The 20,428-nt window shown below is 67.3% G+C and carries 14 protein-coding genes; 6 read left to right on the top strand and 8 right to left on the bottom strand.

The window, feature by feature from the left end; all coding sequences use genetic code 11:
* Positions 1 to 128: 128 nt before the first annotated feature.
* The 3 genes from ACZ75I_RS18495 to ACZ75I_RS18505 all read right to left on the bottom strand — a co-directional run bounded on the left by ACZ75I_RS18495 (position 129) and on the right by ACZ75I_RS18505 (position 8,031).
* The gene (locus ACZ75I_RS18495) at positions 129 to 1,484 is read right to left on the bottom strand and encodes a Gfo/Idh/MocA family protein (RefSeq protein ID WP_472958485.1); all 1,356 of its coding nucleotides are present in this window, start codon (positions 1,482 to 1,484) and stop codon (positions 129 to 131) included.
* Between the two features lie 65 nt (positions 1,485 to 1,549).
* A complete protein-coding gene (locus ACZ75I_RS18500) occupies positions 1,550 to 4,525 on the bottom strand; it encodes a TonB-dependent receptor (protein ID WP_472958487.1) in 2,976 nt (991 codons plus the stop codon).
* Positions 4,526 to 4,659: 134 nt separating this feature from the next.
* Entirely contained in the window at positions 4,660 to 8,031 is a 3,372-nt protein-coding gene (locus tag ACZ75I_RS18505) for a TIM-barrel domain-containing protein (protein ID WP_472958488.1), read from the bottom strand.
* A gap of 322 nt (positions 8,032 to 8,353) precedes the next feature.
* Between ACZ75I_RS18505 and ACZ75I_RS18510 the strand changes: the two genes are divergently transcribed.
* The 6 genes from ACZ75I_RS18510 (at position 8,354) to ACZ75I_RS18535 (ending at position 15,683) form a co-directional block, all read left to right on the top strand.
* Positions 8,354 to 9,508 (top strand): SIS domain-containing protein, encoded by a 1,155-nt coding sequence (locus tag ACZ75I_RS18510; RefSeq protein ID WP_472958489.1) that lies wholly within the window; start codon positions 8,354 to 8,356, stop codon positions 9,506 to 9,508.
* Positions 9,501 to 10,439, top strand: a complete 939-nt coding sequence (locus ACZ75I_RS18515) for an ROK family protein (RefSeq protein WP_346476478.1) — start codon at positions 9,501 to 9,503, stop codon at positions 10,437 to 10,439. Before ACZ75I_RS18510 ends, ACZ75I_RS18515 begins: the two co-directional genes overlap by 8 nt.
* A 16-nt stretch (positions 10,440 to 10,455) precedes the next feature.
* A complete protein-coding gene (locus ACZ75I_RS18520) occupies positions 10,456 to 11,790 on the top strand; it encodes a D-tagatose-bisphosphate aldolase, class II, non-catalytic subunit (RefSeq protein ID WP_005420107.1) in 1,335 nt (444 codons plus the stop codon).
* Positions 11,791 to 11,823: 33 nt separating this feature from the next.
* Entirely contained in the window at positions 11,824 to 12,600 is a 777-nt protein-coding gene (locus ACZ75I_RS18525) for a DeoR family transcriptional regulator (RefSeq protein WP_049417055.1), read from the top strand.
* The gene (gene nagA, locus ACZ75I_RS18530) at positions 12,597 to 13,712 is read left to right on the top strand and encodes an N-acetylglucosamine-6-phosphate deacetylase (RefSeq protein WP_472958490.1); all 1,116 of its coding nucleotides are present in this window, start codon (positions 12,597 to 12,599) and stop codon (positions 13,710 to 13,712) included. Before ACZ75I_RS18525 ends, nagA begins: the two co-directional genes overlap by 4 nt.
* A 192-nt stretch (positions 13,713 to 13,904) precedes the next feature.
* A complete protein-coding gene (locus ACZ75I_RS18535; RefSeq protein ID WP_472958491.1) occupies positions 13,905 to 15,683 on the top strand; it encodes an MFS transporter in 1,779 nt (592 codons plus the stop codon).
* A gap of 52 nt (positions 15,684 to 15,735) precedes the next feature.
* On the opposite strand, the gene ACZ75I_RS18540 is transcribed toward ACZ75I_RS18535, so the two are convergent.
* The 5 genes from ACZ75I_RS18540 to ACZ75I_RS18560 all read right to left on the bottom strand — a co-directional run bounded on the left by ACZ75I_RS18540 (position 15,736) and on the right by ACZ75I_RS18560 (position 20,234).
* Positions 15,736 to 16,206, bottom strand: coding sequence for a SecDF P1 head subdomain-containing protein (locus tag ACZ75I_RS18540; RefSeq protein WP_472958492.1), 471 nt, complete (start codon positions 16,204 to 16,206; stop codon positions 15,736 to 15,738).
* Positions 16,203 to 16,754 (bottom strand): HdeD family acid-resistance protein, encoded by a 552-nt coding sequence (locus ACZ75I_RS18545; protein WP_049400854.1) that lies wholly within the window; start codon positions 16,752 to 16,754, stop codon positions 16,203 to 16,205. Before ACZ75I_RS18545 ends, ACZ75I_RS18540 begins: the two co-directional genes overlap by 4 nt.
* Before the next feature lie 58 nt (positions 16,755 to 16,812).
* Positions 16,813 to 17,502: a ComF family protein gene (locus tag ACZ75I_RS18550; protein ID WP_346476474.1), complete on the bottom strand. Its 690-nt coding sequence runs from the start codon at positions 17,500 to 17,502 to the stop codon at positions 16,813 to 16,815.
* An 88-nt stretch (positions 17,503 to 17,590) separates the two neighbouring features.
* Positions 17,591 to 18,760 carry an L-dopachrome tautomerase-related protein gene (locus ACZ75I_RS18555; protein ID WP_154351584.1) on the bottom strand — a complete coding sequence of 390 codons (1,170 nt, stop codon included), beginning with the start codon at positions 18,758 to 18,760 and terminating at the stop codon, positions 17,591 to 17,593.
* A gap of 148 nt (positions 18,761 to 18,908) precedes the next feature.
* Complete coding sequence (locus tag ACZ75I_RS18560; RefSeq protein WP_472958493.1) at positions 18,909 to 20,234, bottom strand: chloride channel protein; 1,326 nt, start codon at positions 20,232 to 20,234, stop codon at positions 18,909 to 18,911.
* Between the last annotated feature and the right edge of the window lie 194 nt (positions 20,235 to 20,428).

The raw sequence follows: 20,428 nt of genomic DNA on the forward strand, positions 1-20,428 counted from the left end.
TCGGGGGGGGGGGAACGTGTCGGAAATTCAGCCGAGCGTGGGCTCGGCTCTACAAGGCGAATGCCTCCAGAAACAGAAACACCGGGCAGTGCCCGGCGTCTCCGTCACGGCGTGGAAGGGTGTAAACCTCAATACCTCCCGTCGAACGCGAAGATCGGCTTGCGCGTCTTCCACGCACCAGCAGTAAAGTCCGGGAACTCCAGCGTCTGGAAACCGTTGGCGATCGACTGCTCGCTCAACGGGGTGATCGCACTCCAGGTCACCGCGTCGTAGATGTCGATCGGCATCGGTGCCTTGGCTTTGAGCGCTTCAACAAATGCATGGATGACGAACCAGTCCATGCCGCCGTGGCCGGCGCTGGCGGCGGTGTCGGCATTCTGCTTCCACAGTGGGTGCTCGTACTCGTCCTGGTACTTCTTGAACTCTTCCCACTGGTGCGGCGGGCTGCGGCCTTCGATGTGGATCGAATGGTTCACGTCCATCCACAGGCCCTTGGTGCCCTGCACACGGAAACCCATTGAATACGGGCGCGGCAGCGAGGTGTCGTGCTGCAGCAGGATGGTCTCGCCGTTCTCGCAGGCCAGCGTGGTGGTGACGATATCGCCGAGCTTGAACTTCACCTGGGTGCTGGGGTGGGTGGTGCCACCACTCTTGGCCACGGTGTATTCGTGCAGGCCGCGTGCCTTGGTCGCGAAGGCGTTGATGTGGGTGAAGCGGTTGCCACGGTTGATGCCGGTGTACATCGCACAGGGGCCGATGCCGTGGCTGGGGTACAGCTCACCATTGCGTTCCACCGAATGCTCGGTGCGCCAGCGAGCTTCGCTCCAGCCCTTCGGACCGAACTCCACGCCGCTGTCGTAGGGCTGGTTGGGGTCGCCGGAATTGAACTTCACGCCGCGCAGGTCGTGCTGGTAGCCGGCCTGCAGATGCACCAGTTCGCCGAACAGGCCCTGGCGCACCATCTGCAGCGCGGCCATCACGTCGCGGCGGTAGCAGACGTTCTCCAGCAGCATGTACGGGGTGCCGGTGCTCAGCTGGGTCTTCAGCACGTCCCAGTGGTCCTGCAGGGTGATGCCGGCCACCACTTCACAGCCCACGGCCACGCCGGCCTGCATCGCGGCAATCGCCATCGGTGCGTGGTACTCCCACGGCGTGGCGATGATCACGCCATCGATGCCCTTCTGTTCCAGCAGGCGCTTCCAGGCGTTGGTATCGCGGTCCTGGCCGTAGGTCTTCGGGGCCGGCTTGCCGGCCTTGGCCACCATCTCCATGGCACGGCCGAGCATGATCGGTTCGATGTCGCACAGCGCGACCACCTCGACATCGTCGCGGCGCACCAGCTCCTTCAGCAGCACAAGGCCACGCATGCCGGTACCGATCATGGCCAGGCGCACTTTGCGCCCGCGTGCCCATGCCGGGGTCTGCGGCAGCAGGCTGCTGGCGGCGACAGCGGCACTGGCCGCGATGAATTCCCTACGCTTCATGGCAAAGATCTCTCCTCTTGGCAGCGTGCCGGCCGCAGCCGGCACGCCAGGTCACGCAAACGGAATTACTTGAACCGGTAGCCGATGGTCACACTGTAACCACGGCCGAAGATGGTGGCGTAGTCACTGGAGTCACCCAGGAAGCTGTTCGGATCGTAGAACGGCAGGCGGTTGAACAGGTTCTTGACGGTGAAGCTCAGGTTCCACGCATCATCCGGGCGCCAGGTGACGCTCATGTTGGCGGTCCACCACGACGGTGCACCATCGCACTTGCTCTTCTGCAGGGCCAGGTAGCCGCCGGTGCAGGTTTCCTTGTTGTTGCTCTCTTCGTCGATCTGGTCGGTAGCCCACTTGGTGCCACCCACGTAGTTGACGAACATGCTGGTGGTCACCTGCTTGTAGGTCCAGTCTGCATTGAGCGTGGCACGCAGGCGCGGATTGTTGTAGTAGCCCACCACGTCGCCGTAGTACCAGCCGTTCTCGGCGTCCATGTAGAAGCGGTTGCGGTTGGCGATGGTGGCGGCCAGGCCGATGTTCAGGTTGCCCCAGTCGCCCAGCGAGAAGCGGCTGCGCGCGTCGATGTCGAAGCCGTCGATCAGCGTCTTGCCGCGGTTCTTGTACTGGCCGACCACGCTGGCCACGTTACCGGCGGAGTAGCCCGGCAGGGTGGCCGGGCAGCTCACGCCGCTGGCCGGATCGGCGCACATTGCCGCCAGCTGCGCCAGGTTGGCGCGGTCGCTGTCGGTGATCGGCGAGCGCGACATCGAGATGATGTCTTCCATGCGGCGATAGTCCGGCGCGACGATTTCGTTGTCACGGTAGATGAACCAGTAGTCGGCCGACACCGACAGCCAGGTTGCCGGCTCGTAGACGAAGCCGAGGGTGGCGATCTTGGCCTTTTCCGGCTTCAGGTCCTTGTTCGGCTGGGTCATGCGCGCCACGGTGCGGCTGCAGTCGACATTCAGCAGGGTCTTGCCGAGGTCGACGTCACCCGGCCGCTGCGACATCAGCAGCAGGTTGGCGATGGCGTTGGTCTCGTCGCAGCGCAGTTCGTCACGGAAGCCACCGAGCTGGGCGAACACGCCGCCGTTGCCGGACTCGGCCAGGCTCGGTGCGCGGAAGCCGGTGGAATAGGTGCCGCGCAGCATCAGCTGATCGAACGCCTGGTACCTGAAGCCGATCTTCGGCGCCACGTTGGCACTGAAGTTCGGGTACTTGTCCACGCGCACCGCCGCATCCAGTTCCAGCTTGTCGGTGATCGGTGCCACGGTCTCGGCGAACAGCGCGTAGGTGTTGCGCTTGCCGTCGAACCACGAGCCGCCCTGCTGGGTGATCAGGCCATTGGCCGCATCGGCGTTGCCCGGGGTGTAGAAGGTCTCACGGCTGGCGTTGAAACCGAACGCGGCGCGCATCTCGCCCGCCGGCAGCTGGAACAGCGGTCCTTCGATCTTGCCGTCCAGGGTATGCAGGCGGGTCCACGACTGGATGTCGAAGGTCGGGAACGCTTCACGGATCAACGCGGCATTGGCTTCGCTGATCTCGCCGAACTTGTACGCCGGGTGGTCGGAGATGATCACCCGACCGGTACCAGGATCGATCGTGTACGGCCCGAACGCCTTCTCGAAGCCCTTGGTGTTGACGTTGATCGTCTGGTAGGTGGTGGAGTGGGTACCGGCGCTGGCGAAGGCGGTCTCCCAGTTCCAGTCACCGCGGTTGCCACGCGCACCGGCCAGCACGCGGTAGCTCTTGTCGGTATTGCGCTGGCCGAAGTAGTTCGGGCCGGCATCCTGCAGCAGGTAGTTCAGGCCGACCACGCCGCCCATCATGGCCTTCAACTGCGGGCTGGCGTGGTTGTACTCGTTGTTCGGGCCCAGGAACGGGTACAGGAACTGGTTGACGGTGTTGCCGGTGTTGCGCGAGAACCAGCTGGTCGGGTTGCCAGTCGTGGTGCCATAGGTGCGCGGCGTGCCGCCGTTGGCGCGCAGGTCGATGTCGGTGTAGGTCGCCTCGGCGAAGATCTCGGTGTTGTCACCGACCAGGAAGGTGCCGTTGAGGTAGGCGGTGTTGCGCTCGGACTTGGCGCCGGCATCGATCTCGTTGTTCATCCAGGTTTCCCAGACGCAACGCGGGCCGGCCGCTTCACTGGTCAGCACGTTCTTGCAGCCCGGCGCAGCTTCCTGCACGCGGCGGCCGGTGACCGGATCGAAGGCGAAGTAGGTGCCCGGGTTGAACTCGCCCGGCTTGCTGCCCACGCCCAGGCGCAGGTTGTTGAGGTAGTTCGGGTTGTTGACGTAGTACTGGTCCGGACGCTTGTCGTAGAAATCGCTCAGCGGAATCGCGTCGCGACGGTACATGTTGACCGCGCCATAGATATTGAAGCGGTTCTCGGCCAGGTCACCGAAGCCGGCGGTGATGCTGGCCTGGCGCTCACCGTAGGAATCGATGCGCGAGGAGGTGTCGTTGGTGAAGCTGATCTCGGCACCCTGGAAGTTGCGCTTGGTGATCACGTTGATCACGCCGGCCACCGCGTCGGTACCGTACACGGCCGACGCGCCGTCGGTCAGCACTTCCATGCGCTCGATGGCCGCCGCCGGAATCGCATCGATGTTGACGAACTGGGTCTGGAAGCCGGCCGGCGCACCGTAGTACGACAGGCGGCGACCGTTCAGCAGCACCAGCGTGCCCTGTGCGCCGAGCCCGCGCAGGTTGGCCTGCGAGGCACCATCGGAACCGGTGAACAGCGAGCGCGCATCCTGCTGCGCAGGGCGTGCGGCCGGCAGGTTGTCGAGCACCTGCAGCAGCGTGCGCGCACCCATGTTCTGGATGTCCTGCTTGCTGATCACCTGCACCGGCGAGGCGGTTTCAACGTCGGTGCGGCGGATGTTGGAGCCGGTGACCTCGATGCGGGCCAGGTCGGTGGCGTTGTCCTTGCTCTCCTGGGCGAAGGCAGGAGCGGCAAGCGAGAACAGCGCGCCGGCAATGGCCAGCGTCAGCGGAGCGATCGAGCGGCAGGGGGGGCGGTGGTGGCGGGCGGGCAACATCGGGGTTCTCTCCTGGCAGGGGTGCGGCGCAACTGAGTGAGCGCGTGGGCGTTCGGCGGGCAAAACGCTCCCGGGCCACGGCCATGAGGGCCGTAGTCGGGATGGGGCGGGGGAGGAGCGGTGTTACGTGGGGGTCATGGGGCGACGATGCTGGCGGAGTCGCCCTCCTGGCCGATCAGTACGGCGTTGGCCCAGTTGGCACAGACCTGGGCGGGTTGGCTGCCCTGCGCACCCAGCGTGCGCAGGCTCAGGGTGGAAAGGCCACGGATGTCCAGCTCCGGCTTGACCACGCCGGGCGCCTTCACCAGGCCGCTGTCGTACAGCAGGCGGTTGTCGCCCCATACCTGGAACTGCAGGCCGCCGGCGTTGCGGCAGGCGTCGTCGATGCCGAGGTCGGCACGCAGCAGGTGCCAGCCGCCCTGCAGGCGCAGGTCGATGCGGCTGTTGGCGCCGACCCCCAGGCCACGGCGGAACTGCAGGCCGTTCATGCGCATACCGGCGTCGCCACGGAAGGACTGGTCGGTACGCAGCTGGCTGGCCAGCGCGGCCGGCACCGGCAGCTCGGAGAGATAGCGCTGCCGGGCCGGTCGCTCCGGTTCCTGGTGTTCGAGGATGTGGAAGGTGGACAGTGCGATCGGGCCGACGTCGCGCGGCTGCAACGCATCGAAGGCGCGGGCACTGCCCTGTGCTGCCGTCACCATCGGGTCGGTGCTGCTGGCGCCGTCGCCTTCCGGGTTCTGCACGCTCAGGACGCGGAAGCGCAGCAGGCGGCCGGCATGGGCCGGGAAGTCGATGCGTTGCACGCCTTCCTTCAGCTGCAGGCGGCCACGGGCGATCGGCTCGCCCCACTCACCATTGCTGTCGCCCAGGTACACCTCGTAATCGCGCACCTGGCCGTGCTTCCAGTTCTTGTCGTTGCGCGGCGCGATGTCGATGCCATCGATCATCCTGCGCTCGCCGAAGCCGATCACCCACTCGTGCGCGCCGGTGCGCACGGCCTGGTTGCGCACGCTGCGGAACCAGGTGTTGGGATCGTCATCGAAGGCGTTCTCCAGCGCATGGCCGGGCTCCTCGGCCGGGCGGTTGACCACCAGCAGGCTGTCTGCAGGCAGTTCGCGGCCCAGCACCGGCGCGGCCGGGTAGGCATCATCGGCCACTGCGGCAGCGACCGCGAAGTCCAGCTGCAGCTGCAGTGGCTGGCGGATGTCCTGGGCAGCGGTGCGCACATGCAGCGTGCCGCGACGCTCCCGCGCGTCGAAGTACCAGCCCTCGTTGGCGCTGTTGAAGGCGGCGGCATCGGCCAGCGCCGGCAAGGCGCGGCCATCGGCCTGCACTGCACGCGGCGCCTGCCGGCTGAGCACGCGCAGGCCGTAGCGGCGCTGCGCCAGCTGGCCGTTGTACTGGCCCTGCACCGCGTCGATCTGCACCTGCACCGGGCCGCTGCCCTGCGCCGGCGCCTGCACGCGGATCTGCTGCGTGCTCGACTCGCCCTGCTGGTAACGGCGCGTGTTGCCATCGTCTTCGTACAACGTGTACTGCGAGTCGCCCTGCGGGTACAGGTCGAAGGTCACTTCATCGAGCGGCTTTTCGCCATCGAACAGCATCGACGGGTACATCGGCAGGATCGCACCGGCACGCACGAACACCGGCAGCGTGGCCAGATCCACCTGGCGGTCCAGCTGGCGGCCGTCGGCACCGGCCTGCACGCGGCGGCCGTCCCAGTAGTCGATCCACCCCCCGGCCGGCAGGTGGATGTCGCGGCGCCAGCCACGGCTGGCGGCCTGGCTGCGGTACACCGGCGCCACCAGCAGGTCGCGGCCGAGCAGGAACTGGTACTTGTAGGTCTCATCCTGTGCATGCGGGTCGCGCGGGTAGTCCCACATCAGCCCCCGCACCGGCGGTGCGCCGGTCTGCGCGGCCTCGTGCACCAGCCCGTACATGTACGGGGTCAGGCGCATCTTCAACTTCAGGTAGTCGCGGTTGATGCTGCGGTACGGCTCGTCGTACCACCACGGGTGCTTGCGCGCATTCGACGACCAGCCGCTCATGCCCATCAGCACCGGCGTGAACGCCTTCCACTGCAGGTCGCGGGTGAAGGTCTCGGCGCTGCCGCCGAAGATTGCATCGACGTCGCCACTGGCGTAGGCCATGCCGGACAGGCCCGAACCGACCAGGGTCGGCACGTGCCAGCGGATGTAATCCCAGCTGCTGCTCTGGTCGCCGGTCCACGCGACGGCGTAGCGCTGGATACCGGCCCAGCCCATCACCGTCCACAGGAACGGGCGCGAATCGGAATTGTCGAGGATGCCGTTGAACGCCTGGCGGTTGGCGTCCATCGCGAACTGGTAGCCCTTGCCGGTCCAGGCCACGTCCAGCTTCTGCACGCGGCTGCCGGCCTTGCCCACTTCCCAGGCGATCTTGTCGACGCCGTTCTCGGTCCACAGTCCGGTGCGGAAACCGTAGCCGGCCAGCCCCTTCACGGTTTCCGGCAACTGCTTGTAACCGCAGCCGTAGCCGTCGTTGGGCAGAATCCAGCCACCGGGCATGTCGTGCTCGCGGTACTGCTGGGCCACGCTGTCGATCACATCCGGCGTGGTGCCGGTCGGGCCGTCGCTCCAGCCTTCGGGCACGGTGCCGGGCTTCCTGCTGTTGTCGCCGTCGTTGTAGCAGTCGGCATCGCCATAGGACAGCGCCCAGCGCGCCACCATGTTCGGGCGGCCGGTCAGCTGGGTGTAGCGCTCGATCAGCTTGGGCAGGTCGGCGCCGACGAAGTAGTACGCGTCGAAACGGTCTTCGCGATGCAGCAGCGTGGCCTGGTCGGGCTGGCGCAGGTCGTAGCTGCCATCGCTCCACGTATTGCGCAGCATGCCCCAGCCACGGCTGCTCAGCAGCATCGGTGCAGGGCTGGGGCGGTCGCCCTCTTCCCAGCCGCCGGAATAGGACACTTCCAGCTCGCGGCCCTTGAACTGGTAGCGGCCGTTCTGCTGGCCGCCACCGAAGTAGCCCTCATCGGCCTGCGAGGACAGCACCTGCACGCTCTGCGTGGCCTCCAGGTCCAGCGGCTGCAGTTCCTGCCACAGCGCGGTGGGTTGGCCGTTGTCCAGACGTTCCAGGCGCAGGCGCAGCGGCTGCCGCTGCACATGCAGGACCAGTGCGTCGGTACGCACGCGGATTTCCTGCGCGTCTTCTTCCAGCTGCGCCTGCACGTTCGCCTTGGGCTGCGGCAGCACGATCGGTGCGGCCTTGTCGCCGGCCCCGGTCAACGTGCCGTTGCGGCCGGCCTGCACGCGGATGATGTCGGTCGCCGGCAGTTCAATGCGGATGCGCGCTCCCTTGTCGGTCTGCAGGTCCCAGCCCTGCACGCCATCGCGGCTGGCGCTGGCGCTGACCGACCGCAGGTTGCCGACCGGCTCGGCCCGGGCCGTCATGGACGCCAGCATCAAGGCCGGCATCAGGGCCGGCATCAGGGCCAGCATCAGCGGCGAGCGACGAACGCAGTTTTCCACGCGGACTCCCAACCCGTTCACCGGGCGTTTCGAAAGCGACTGGGCCGACTCTAGGGCAGCGATTCGAAAGATGTCAACAAATTGAAAGGAAAAAGGAAGATATATTCCATTGAAACGAAAGTTGTTGCGTCGCAATACTTTGTGTAAGCGCTTGCAGGTGCCTGTTAAGCATTGTGCGATACGGCATCCGGCCCGTTCTTTCGCTTCCCCGAGCACTCCCTGGCGGGAAAAGCCACCACGCCATTTTCTTTCTTTTTACTTTCGCTATTTGACATTTCGAAAGAAAACGCAGATGGTGCGCTGGCCCAACTGGAACCTCCGAATGGACGTCACCCTGCTTTCCGATGTGTCCGCCTGGCAGCGCCTGGGCGGAGCCGATACCGCTACCGAAATCGCCCAGCAGCCCGCGCTGTGGGAAGCCCTCGCCCAGGACCTGTCGCGTGCCCGCGACCGCCTGCAGGCCTTTCTTGGCAACAGCCTCAACGATCCCAACCAGCGCGTGCTGTTCACCGGCGCCGGCAGTTCGGGCTTCATCGCCGAAATGGTGGCCGACGCGATCAACGCGCAGTGGCCAGCCGATGTGCGCGTGGTGCACACCACCAGCCTGCTGACCCACCCGGCGCTGTACCTGCAGCGTGACCGACCGACCCTGCTGGTGTCGTTCGGCCGCAGTGGCTCCAGCCCGGAAAGCGTGGCAGCGGTGGAGCGCTTGCGCAGCGACGTGGACGACGCGCGCTTCCTCGATATCACCTGCAACGCCGATGGCGAACTGGCCCGCCGTGGCGCCGGCCGTGCCGATACCTGCACCCTGCTGATGCCCTCGGCAAGCTGCGATCGTGCCTTCGCCATGACCAGCAGCCTGACCTGCATGCTGCTGGCGGCACTGACGGTGTTCGATCGCTCGCCGTGGGATGCGCGCGTGGCGCGCCTGAAGCAGATCGCCGCGCTGGCCCGCGAAGGGCAGGCGCAGTGGGACGCACCAGTGGCAACGCTTGCGCAGCGCCCGTTCAACCGCGTGATCTACCTTGGCAGCGGGCCGCTGGAAGCGCTGGCCCGCGAGTGTGCACTGAAGGTGCTGGAGCTGACCGCTGGCCGCGTTCTGGCGCTGGCCAACACGCCGCTGGGCTTCCGCCATGGCCCCAAGTCGACGCTGGATGGCAACACCGTGGTGGTAGTGCTGCGCAGCGTGCAGCCGCTCGCGCGCCGCTACGAGCAGGACCTGCTGGAAGAACTGCGCCGCGATGGCGTGGCCGGGCAGGTGCTGGCGATCGGTCCGCATTCGGATATCGGCGCCGATGACGATTACACCCTCACCGTACCGGCGCTGGACGATCCGTGGCTGGCACCGGTGTGGCTGGGCTTCGCGCAGCTGTTCGCGCTGCAGCGCTCGGCCGCGCTGGGACTGACCCCGGACAACCCGTTCCCGGACGGCACCGTCAACCGCGTCGTCAAGGGCGTCACCATCCACCATGGCTGAGCTGATCGCCCACGCCTGCTATGGCATCGACATCGGCGGCACCAAGATCGAGCTGGTGGCGTGCGATGCGGCGATGCAGGTCACCTGGCGCCGCCGCGTGGCCACGCCGCAGGGCGACTACGATGGTTTCCTGCAGGCCGTGGTGACGCTGGTGGCCGAGGCCGACGCCGCGCTGGGCCGGAATGATGCGGCCATCGGCATTGCCCTGCCCGGCGTGCGTGACCGCCGCAGCGGCCGCCAGCTCAGCGCGAACGTGCCCGCACTGACCGGTCAATGCGTGGCGCAGGATCTGCAGGCGCGGCTGCAACGCTCGCTGCATTTCGGCAACGACCTGCAGTGCTTTGCCCTGTCGGAAGCGCACGGCGGCGCCGCCGATGGCTACCCCAGCATGTTCGGCGCCATCCTCGGCACCGGTGCCGGCGGTGGCTTCTGTCTGCAGGGCCGGCTGCTGTCCGGCTTCAACGGTCTGGCCGGCGAATGGGGCCACTGGAGCGTGCCCGGCCATCTGCTGCAGCGCCATGGCCTGCCGCTGCTGGACTGCGGCTGCGGCCTGCAGGGCTGCGTGGAGCGCTATGTGTCCGGCAGCGGATTGGCCATGATCGAACGCCACCTCGGAGGCAGCGCCGTCGATGCCAGTGCGGTGATCACGCTGGCCGAAGCCGGCGATGCCCGCGCGCGCAAGGCGCTGGACATCCATCGTGACCTGCTCGGCCACAGCCTGGCCGCGCTGGTGCTGGCACTGGACCCGCACGTGATCGTGCTCGGCGGCGGACTCTCGCAGTACGCGCCGCTGTACCAGCAGCTGCCGGCCGCCATCGCCACCCATCTGTTCAATGGCGTGCAGGTCCCGCCGATCGTGCCGCCACGGTTCGGCGATGCCGGTGGCGCACGTGGTGCCGCCCTGCTCGCCTGCGAACCCTCGTTTTCCTGATCTCCGGAGCCTGACCATGTCCCCGTTGCAGACCCTGCTTGCTTCCCACCGCGCCGGCGCCAACGTCGGCCTGTACAGCGTCTGCTGCAGCAACGAGCAGGTGCTGCGCGCGGCCATGCACGTCGCCCTGGCGCATGGCACCGTGCTGCTGATCGAGGCCACCTCCAACCAGGTCGACCAGTTCGGCGGCTACACCGGCATGACCCCGCCGCAGTACCGCGACTACGTGGGCACGCTGGCCGATGAAGAAGGCTTCCCGCGCGAGCGGCTGATGCTGGGCGGCGACCACCTCGGCCCGAATGCCTGGCAGAAGCGCCCGGCGGCCGAAGCGATGACCCACGCGCGCGTGCTGATCGAAGCCTACGTCGCCGCCGGTTTCCACAAGATCCATCTGGATTGCAGCATGTCCTGCGCCGATGATCCGGTGCCGCTGCCCGATGCCATCGTCGCTGCGCGCTCGGCCGAGCTGGCCGAAATCGCCGAACGCACCGCCGCCGAACATGGCCTGCCGCCGCCGGTCTACGTGATCGGTACCGAAGTGCCGATTCCCGGAGGCGAAGCCTCGCTGGCCGAGGGCCTGCAGGTGACCACGCCGGCCGCCGCCGCGCAGACCCTGGCCATCCACCGGCAGGCCTTCGATACCCCGCAGCTGCGCGATGCGTGGCAGCGTGTGATCGCGATGGTGGTGCAGCCGGGCGTGGACTTCGACCACAGCAGCGTGCACGAGTACGACGCCGCCGCTGCCAGCACGCTGGCCGATTTCCTCGAACAGCAGCCACGCATCGTGTTCGAAGCGCACTCCACAGACTACCAGCGCGAGAGCGGCCTGCACGCGCTGGTGCGCGACCACTTCGCCATCCTCAAGGTCGGGCCCGCGGCCACCTTCGCCTACCGCGAAGCGCTGTTCGCGCTGGCCGCGATCGAGGCCGAACTGCTGCCGGCGGCACAGTGCTCGCGCCTGCCGCAGGTGCTGGACGAGGTGATGGTGGCGCAGCCGAAGTACTGGCAGTCCTATTACCAGGGCGATGACGCCGCGCTGCGCCTGCTGCGCAGCTACTCCTTCAGTGACCGCTGCCGCTACTACTGGGGCGAGCCCGCGCTGGTGCAGGCGGTGCAGACCCTGTTCGCCAACTTGGAACAGCACGCGCCGCCACTGGTGCTGCTCAGCCAGTACCTGCCGGAGCAGTACCGCGCCGTGCGTGAGGGCACGCTGGCCAACACCCCCACCGCGCTGGTGCAGCACCGCATCGGCCTGTGCCTGGGCGAGTACGCGCGCGCCTGCAGCGCCAACCAGGCCGGAACCCGCACGCAGAACGCACGTTCGGCTGCCGCAGTTGCTGCGAACGGCTAATCTCTACCTTTCCCCGCGAAACCGAGAATGGCCATGCGCAACACCCGCTCCCGCCGGCAACAGATCCTGCAGCTGCTGATCGAGCACGGTTCGGTGCAGGTGGCCGATCTGGTCGAGCGTTTCGGCGTGTCGGCGGTGACCATCCGTGCCGACCTGACCCACTTCGAGTCGCAGGGGCTGGCCAACCGCACCCACGGCGGCGCCACCCTGGTGCGCACGCCGCCGCAGGAACAGGACATCCATGAGAAGGACGCGCTGAACCTGCCGTTGAAGGAATCGATCGGTGCGCGCGCTGCGCGCCTGGTGCAGCCGGGCGACAACATCATCATCGATTCCGGCTCGACCACGATGACGCTGGCCCGCCACCTGCGCGCGCATCGCGACGTGACGGTGATGACCAACGGCCTGAACATCGCCTGGGAACTGGCCAATGCCGCAGGCATCACCGTGCTGCTGACCGGTGGCCTGCTGCGCCAGCAGTCGCTGTCGCTGCAGGGCAGCCAGGCCGAGGCCAGCCTCAACTCGTACAGCTTCGACACCCTGTTCCTGGGCGTGGATGGCCTGGACCTGCAGTTCGGCCTGACCACCCACGACGAGGCCGAGGCCCGCCTCAACCACCGCATGGTCGAGCGCGCGCGCCGCATCGTGGTGCTGACCGACGCCTCCAAGTTCGGCCGCGTCAGCCTGCACCGCATCGCCCGCCTCGACCAGATCCACGCCATCATCACCGACGCCGGCATCGACGACGCAACCCGCGAAGGGCTGCAGCGGCTGGGTATCGAAGTGATCATTGCCGAGCCTCCCGCATGACCGACATCCGTTCCCTGCATGGCCGCATCCTCACCCCGCTGGGGTGGCGGCGTGGCCAGGTCCACTTCGATTCACACGTGCGCCAGCTGCAGGTGGATGACCACAGTGGTGCTGACGACCTGCAGCTGCCGGTCATCCTGCCCGGCTTCATCGACCTGCATGTGCACGGTGCGGCCGGGGTGGACCTGATGCAGGGCGGCGACGTGGCGCGCACCATCGCGCGCACCCATCTGCGCTTCGGTACCACCACGCTGCTGGCAACCACCATGACCGCCGGCCTGGATGAGATCGAGCACGCGCTGCAGGGGGTGGCTGCGACGATGGCGGCGCCCGATGCCGACGCCGCCAGCATCGTCGGCGTGCATCTGGAAGGACCGTTCATCAGCCCGCAGCGGCTCGGTGCACAGCCTAACCGTACGATCGAGGCGACGCTGGCGCTGGTGCAGCAACTGCACGCACTGGCGCCGATCCGAGTGATGACGCTGGCACCGGAAATCGGCGGGCACACCGCACTGATTCCCGCGCTTTCGGCGATGGGCATCCGCGTGCAGCTCGGCCACAGCGCCGGCACCTATGAAGAGGGTGTGGCTGCGCTGCAGGCCGGCGCCTCCGGCTTCACCCATCTGTTCAATGGCATGACCGGTGTCGACCATTACCGACCCGGCATCGCCGCGGCGGCGCTGGCGCATGCACAGTACGCCGAGATCATTCCCGACCTGCAGCACATCCATCCCGGCGTGATCCGCCTGGCCGCGCGCGCGATCCCGCGCCTGTATGCGGTGACCGACGCGACGGCCGCCACCGGCATGCCCGATGGCGAGTACGCGCTGGGCGAGCAGCGCGTGCACAAGTGCGGCGGCTGCGTGCGACTGGCGACCGGTTCACTGGCCGGCAGCGCGCTGACCATGGACCAGGCGCTGCGCAACCTGGTGCGCGTCGGCCTGGAGCTGGCCGACGCCTCGCAACGTGTTTCCACCTTCCCGGCCGACTACCTGGGCCTGGGCGATCGCGGCCGCATCGCGCCCGACGCCCGCGCCGACCTGGTGGTACTGGACGCCGAACTGCGCCTGCGGCAGGTGGTGGTTGGTGGGCGCGTGGTCGATCTGACCTGACGCAAGCGATGCGGCCCGGATGCCGCGCGGGCTCCCTGTAGAGCCGAGCCATGCTCGGCTCACCGCGCGAAGCGCGGCATGGGGAACCTCGATATCGGAACGGAAAGCAGCCGAGCATGGCTCGGCTCTACAGAATGCACTCTGCGACGAACCGCCGCCGGGCCTGGCCCGGCGCTACCACAGGAACTGCCGATGACTGCAAGCACCGCTCCGCGCTGGCCCGTACGCTACCTGCTCTTCATCGGCGGCCTCGGTGGCCTGCTGTACGGCATCGACATCGGCATCATCGCCGGTGCCCTGCCCTACCTGGAAGCAACGGCCAGCCATGCCTGGCAGCTCAGCAGCCAGCAGCTCGGCTTCGTGGTGGCCGCGGTACTGCTGGGCAGCGTGCTGTCGTCGCTGTTCGCCGGCATGATCGCCGACCTGATCGGCCGCCGCGGCGCGATGCTGCTGGCCGGCCTGCTGTTCACCGCCTCGATTCCGATCATGGCGCTGGCCTCCGGTTACACGCCGCTGCTGCTGGGCCGCCTGCTGCAGGGCATCAGTGGCGGTTTGATCGGTGTAGTGATTCCGCTGTACCTGGCCGAAGTGCTCAGCCCCGAGCGACGCGGGCGCGGCGCCGCGATGTTCCAGCTGCTGCTGACCGTTGGCCTGGTGCTGGCAGCCCTGATCGGCCTGTACCACGCCCACGCCGTGGATGCCGCCGCCGAAGCCGTGCGCTCGCTGCCGCTGGCACAGCAGGCGCAGGAGCTGTTCACGGTGAAGGACCACGCCTGGCGCACCATCTTCTGGACCTGCCTGGCGCCGGGCCTGCTGTTCTGCGCGGGCATCTTCTGGCTGTCCGAATCGCCACGCTGGCTGGTACGCCGGCGCCGCATTGATGAAGCCCGCCGCAGCCTGCAGCGCGTACTGCCCGCTGCCGATGTGGAGCCCACCCTTGCGCAGATCCAGGCGCCGGAATCGAGCAGCAGCGACAGCAAGCGCGACCCGCTGCTCAGCCGCCACTACGTGGTGCCGTTCCTGCTCGCCTGCGTCGTGCTGGCCTGCACCCAGGCCACCGGCATCAACTCGGTGCTGGCGTACGCGGTGAACATCCTCAATCAGGCCGGCCTGTCCGGTTCAGTGGCCAACGGCGCCGACGTGGCGATCAAGCTGCTGAATGCGGTGATGACCGTGGTCGCGTTGCTGCTGGTCGACCGCAAGGGCCGCAAGTTCCTGCTGATGCTCGGCAGCGGTGGTATCTGCGTGGCCCTGCTGGCCGCGGCCACGCTGTTCTTCCAGGCCGAGCGCGGTCGCGCTGATGTGCAGCCGCAGTTGCAGGCGGCGGTCAACGGCGATGGTCTGCAGCTGGTGCTGGATGAAGCCCAGTGGCAGCGCCTCGGTGCTGGCATCGACAGCGAGGGCCGGCCGCTGCAGCTGACCGTGTCGTACGCCTACGGCGACTTCACCAATGTGCGCGCCGTGCGTAGCGACAACCTGATTGATCGCGAACTGCGTATCGACCGCACCGGCACCGTACAGCCAGACAGCGTGATCGGCGCATTCTTCCGCAAGTTGCATCTGAACCCGTTCGCCGACCCGGCCAGTGCCGCGCAGGCGCCGCTGCGCATCGAACAGGCCCGCATCGGCCCGGTGCCGCCGCCTGCACATGGCTGGGCCGTGGCCGCCTGCATCCTGGTATTCGTCGCGTTCTTCGCGGTCGGCCCCGGCGTGTGCGTGTGGCTGGCACTGTCGGAACTGATGCCGAACCGCATCCGCTCCAACGGCATGAGCATCGCACTGTTGATCAACCAGTTCGTGTCGACCACCATCGCCGCCATCTTCCTGCCCACGGTGGGCCATTACGGCTACGCCAGCATGTTCGTGTTCTGGGCGGCCTGCACCTTCGTGTTCTTCCTGGTAGCCGCGTTCTGGCTGCCGGAGACCAAGGGCAAGTCACTGGAGGAGATCGAGGCACGGTTCGCCCGGTAGCGGTCGACCTTGGTCGACCTCCGCGCGCAACGCGTTGGTGTTGGCGCGCCCGTCACTGACCGGTGATGTGCTTCGCCAACGCCTGCGCCTCGGCGATGCTCGGCAACCCGCTCAGCATCATCGATTCACCGAACGGGCCTTTCACCGTCGCCACCATCAGCACGCGGCCGTCCACGCTGAGCGCCGCGCGCTGGCCCACCAGTGCTTCCGTACCATCGTGGATGCGCTGGTGCGCTTGGTGTCGAAAGCGGATCTGCAGGCCAGGTTGCTTGTCCTGATCCAGCACGTAGCGCACATCGGCAATGTCGGCGCTGCCGGCGATCGGCGGCTCGCGCAAGGCCAGGGTTTCGCCTTGCCATTGCGCCTGCCGGCCCTTGCCGTCCGCATCGACCGCGCTCAGGCGTACATCCACACCCGCGCGCGGTACGTGTCCCTCGACCGCCTGCACCGCGGGCGTGGCACCCGGCGTGCATCCGGCCACGACCAGTGCCGCGCCCAGCAACAACACAAGCGCCGTTCTCACTTCAGCTTCCGCAGCTTGAACGCCACCAGCACCTGCAGCAGGCCGTACAGCAGGCTGCCAATGCCGATCCACAGCGTGGTCACCGCCACGCCCGCGTACGGGTTGGCCGCGAACAGCAGGCCCAGCACTACCGCCAGCACGCCGCTGAGAATCAGCAGCCACTCACCCTGGATCTGCTTGCGCACGCGGATCGCGAACACGATGCGATAGATGCCTGCCACCAGCAGCCACGCCGCCAGGAACAGCACCAGCACGCTGGCGGTGGCCAGCGGATTGATCACCGCCAGGATGCCGAAACCCAGCGAGGCGATGGCATACAGTGCCAGCCAGCCACGCGACGCGCCGCTGCCGCCGCTGACCAGTGCGAACAGGCTGATGACGCCTTCAACGATGGCCATCACGCCCAGCGTCCACGCCAATGCCATGGCGGCGGACAGCGGCCAGCCGATGGCGATGATGCCGAAGCCCAGCGCAACCAGCCCATACAGCAGCAGGATCCACCAACTGCGACCCACCGCCGACAACAAGGGAGACAAGGGGGAATTCATGACCACTCCTTCGATCCGGAACCGGCCACATCCTATCCCCTGGCGATGAAGACAGCGATCACGGCACCCGCGCGCACACCCATACCCGCACCTCTTCAGCGCCCACGCAGCGCAGCGTTTCGGCAATCTCCATCACCGTACTGCCGGTGGTCATCACGTCGTCAACCACGGTCAATCGGGGTGGCACCGGACCGCGTACATCAAACGCATCGAACAGGTTTTCCCTGCGCTGCTCGGCCGTGCGTTCTGACTGTGGCGCCGTATGCCGCCGCCGGTACAGCCCATGCCAGACCGGCAACGGCAGCAACCGGCACAGTTCGGCGGCCTGGTTGTAGCCGCGCTGGCGCAGGCGCCGGCGGTGCAGCGGCACCGGCACCAGCGGTGGGCATGACCAGGGCGGTGGTGCGCGCTGCATCAACTGCGCCAGCAGGCGACCAGCCGCCAGGTCCTGATGGAACTTGTAGCGCACCAGCAGTTGGTCCACTGGCGGCAGGTACAACAGGCTGGCATGGGTGGCCGTCTGCGGTGGCGCTTCCTCGCGGCAGCTGCCGCAGACGATCAGGGCGGCGTCCGGCAACGGCAGCGCGCAACGCAGGCAGGCGCGGCCGGCCCAGGGGAGTCCGGCGAGGCAGGCGCGGCACAGGTCGAGATCATCATGGCCCGGATCGCCGCATACCAGGCAGCGCAGTGGCAGCAGCACGCGAAGCGCCGCCTGCAGGAGGCGAGTGGACTTGAACAGGACCGGCATGCACTACAGCGTGATCGCACCCCGGCCCTGGGGCCATCAGACGCTCGCCCTTCAACCCGTAGGCATCCTTACCCGTTTACGGATCACTTCACCTCGTGGGCGCCGGCGCGGCATCCACCCGCGTGCGGTACACCATGTACGGCGCCTGCCGCCGATCAACGCCACCATTGAAGCCGGCCTGTCGATGCAGCTGGTTGGTGGTGAAGTACAGATAGCCATCCGGCCCCATCGACAACGTATCCGGCCACAAGATGCGCGAGTCGTGAACCACAGTCGTCCATCGCCCCTGCGCGTCACGGGCATGGATGGCGTTGTGCTCGTAGTCGCTGGCATACAACCGCCCGTTGGCGTCCATCTCCATGCCATCGGAGGCGCCCTTGTCGCCGAGGTCGACCACCGCAGCCGCCAGTTCCGCTTCACTCACCTTCGGATCGCGCAGCAGCGCGGTCGGCACGCTGTACAGATGACGGCTGGACAGGGGTGTGTAGAACAGCGTGGCGCCATCGGGCGACAGGGCGATGCCATCGGCGGCCACGGTGAACGGCTGCGTCGAACCATCCGCGTTGCGCAGCCGCATCTGCTGCCCTTCCACGATCGGCACGAAGGCGGCATCGGCCGAGGTGGATACGTGGCCGACCAGTCGCTTGGACGCGGCGCCAGTGGCGAGGTCGATCACGATGATGCCGCCGATACCGCTCAGCGACGAGTCGGTCACGTAGGCCACGCCCTCGCGGCCAACACGGAAATCGAAGCGCACATCGTTGACATAGGTGCGCGCGTCGATGACGTTGGCCGGGAACACCAGCGTCTTGGCCACGGTGTTGGTGGCAAGGTCGATCGCCACCAGTTTGGCACCGCCGGCCTGTGGCGCAGAGAACCCGGGCGCGGCGGTATCCAGCACCCACAACCGGCCCTGGCCATCGGCCACCACGCTCTGCACGCTGATGAAATGGGCCGCCGGATCGGGACCATCCTTGCGGTTGATGCGCGCATCCGGATAGGGCACGGCGCGGCCGTCGCGCCATTCGGCCACGCTGTAGGCCACCTCATCGCCCCAGCGCGGGAAGTTGACGAAGATCCGCCCGGTCTCGGACACCGCCACGCTGGTGGGCATGGCACCTTCGAAACGCGCCACCGGTTCGAGGGTGCCGATGCTGCGCTCGCTGGGCAGCAGGGGCGCGCCGGACATCGCCAGCGCGGGGGAACTGGCCAGGGCCAGGACGGCAGCCGCCAGGCGGCGGATACGGCAGTTGATCATGATCGCGCTCTCGATGCAGGTCCGGGTGCAGCCCCGGCGTCGACGCATCTTCTGTGCCGCGCGTGGCATCGGGTAGACGGTGCAACGCGGAATCAGCTTCACTGCTGGAGTGAAGATTCGAGATGATTGGTCCTGTTGATCAAGGCAATCAGTGAGGTCTACCAGCTGGCTCTGCTTTCGGCACCATCAACAGCTCCGCCAACCCGCGGTAGATCGGCACGCGGCACACCAGCCCGGACACGCCGCGTGCGATCAGCACCGTGGCCAGGATCGGCAGCAGCAGATCACCACTGTCGGTCAGCTCCAGCGAGATCACCGCCGAGGTCAGTGGCGCCTGGGTCACACCGGTCAGGTAGGCACACATGCCCAGCAACACGAACGCGCGCGGGTCCACGGCCGGCATCAGCACTGACAGATTGTGGCCGAGTCCCGCGCCGACCGCCAACGCAGGTGAGAACAGGCCACCGGGAATGCCCGCCACGTACGAGGCCAGGTTGGCCAGCAGCTTCATCAACCCGAACTCGTGGCCGACCAGCGCCTGGCCCTGCACCAGGCTGCGCGCTTGTTCGTAACCGGTGCCGAATGCGCCTTCTCCGAACGCCAGGGCCAGCAGCACCACCACCAGCCCGCAGCCTGCGGCCAGCAACACGGGATGCCGCTGCCGTAGTTGCCCGAGCCAACGGGGGCGGCCCGCCGCACTGGACAGTACCGCACGTGCGAACAGCCCGCCCAGCAGGCCCGCCACTACGCCACACAGCAGGATCGCCAGCCAGCCCTGGCCGAGCGGCAGGCGCGCGCTCACATGGCCGAAATAGGTGTAGTTGCCCAACAGACCGAGCGATACCACGCCACCGACGATCACTGCGGTCAACAGGGTACCGGAGAAGCGATGTTCGAAACGGCCACTGAGCTCCTCGATGGCGAACACGATGCCCGCCAGCGGCGTATTGAATGCCGCGGCGATGCCCGCTGCACCACCCGCCAACAGGAAGTGCGAGAGCTCGCGGGGATCCTTGAAGCCGAACCAGCGGCCGAACAGATACATCAGGCTTGCGCCTACGTGCACGGTGGGCCCCTCGCGCCCGACCGATGCCCCCCCCAGCAGCGACAGCGAAGTCAGCAGCAGCTTGCCGGCCGAAACTGCTGGGGAAAGGTTGGTTTTCCGGAACGGCTCATCGGCCTTGTCCAGCGCAGCGATGACCTGCGGAATGCCGCTGCCCCGCGTGGGCTTCAGCACGCCGGAAGTGAGCCAGGCCAGCAGCGCGAAGATGCCCGGCGTGAGCAGCAGGGCCCACCACGGCGAGTGCGAGGTGATGCGCTGGAACAGATGGAAGGCCGCGTCGCTGGCCTTGGCAAACAGGATGGCCACCAGCGCTACGGCCACAGCGCCGCCCCAGAGCGCGGCACGGCGGCGCCAGGCTTCGCTGATAACCAGCGCGGTGATGCGGCCGCGGAGGCGATGGAGATCGGTCATGGGAAAGAGTCTGCGCGCCAGCGCTTGCGTCGGGCAGCGGCCACTGTGGCCGGAGGCCTTGCAGGATGCGGTGAAATGCGGCGCATTCCTCGCTGTAGGACACGCCAATAATTGGTAAACCATATCAGTCAATAAATAGTTGACAGCCCTCCCCACCCCACCCACACTGCCGCCCTCGCTCCACTCGTACCCAA

Source organism: Stenotrophomonas sp. X (assembly GCF_055721025.1).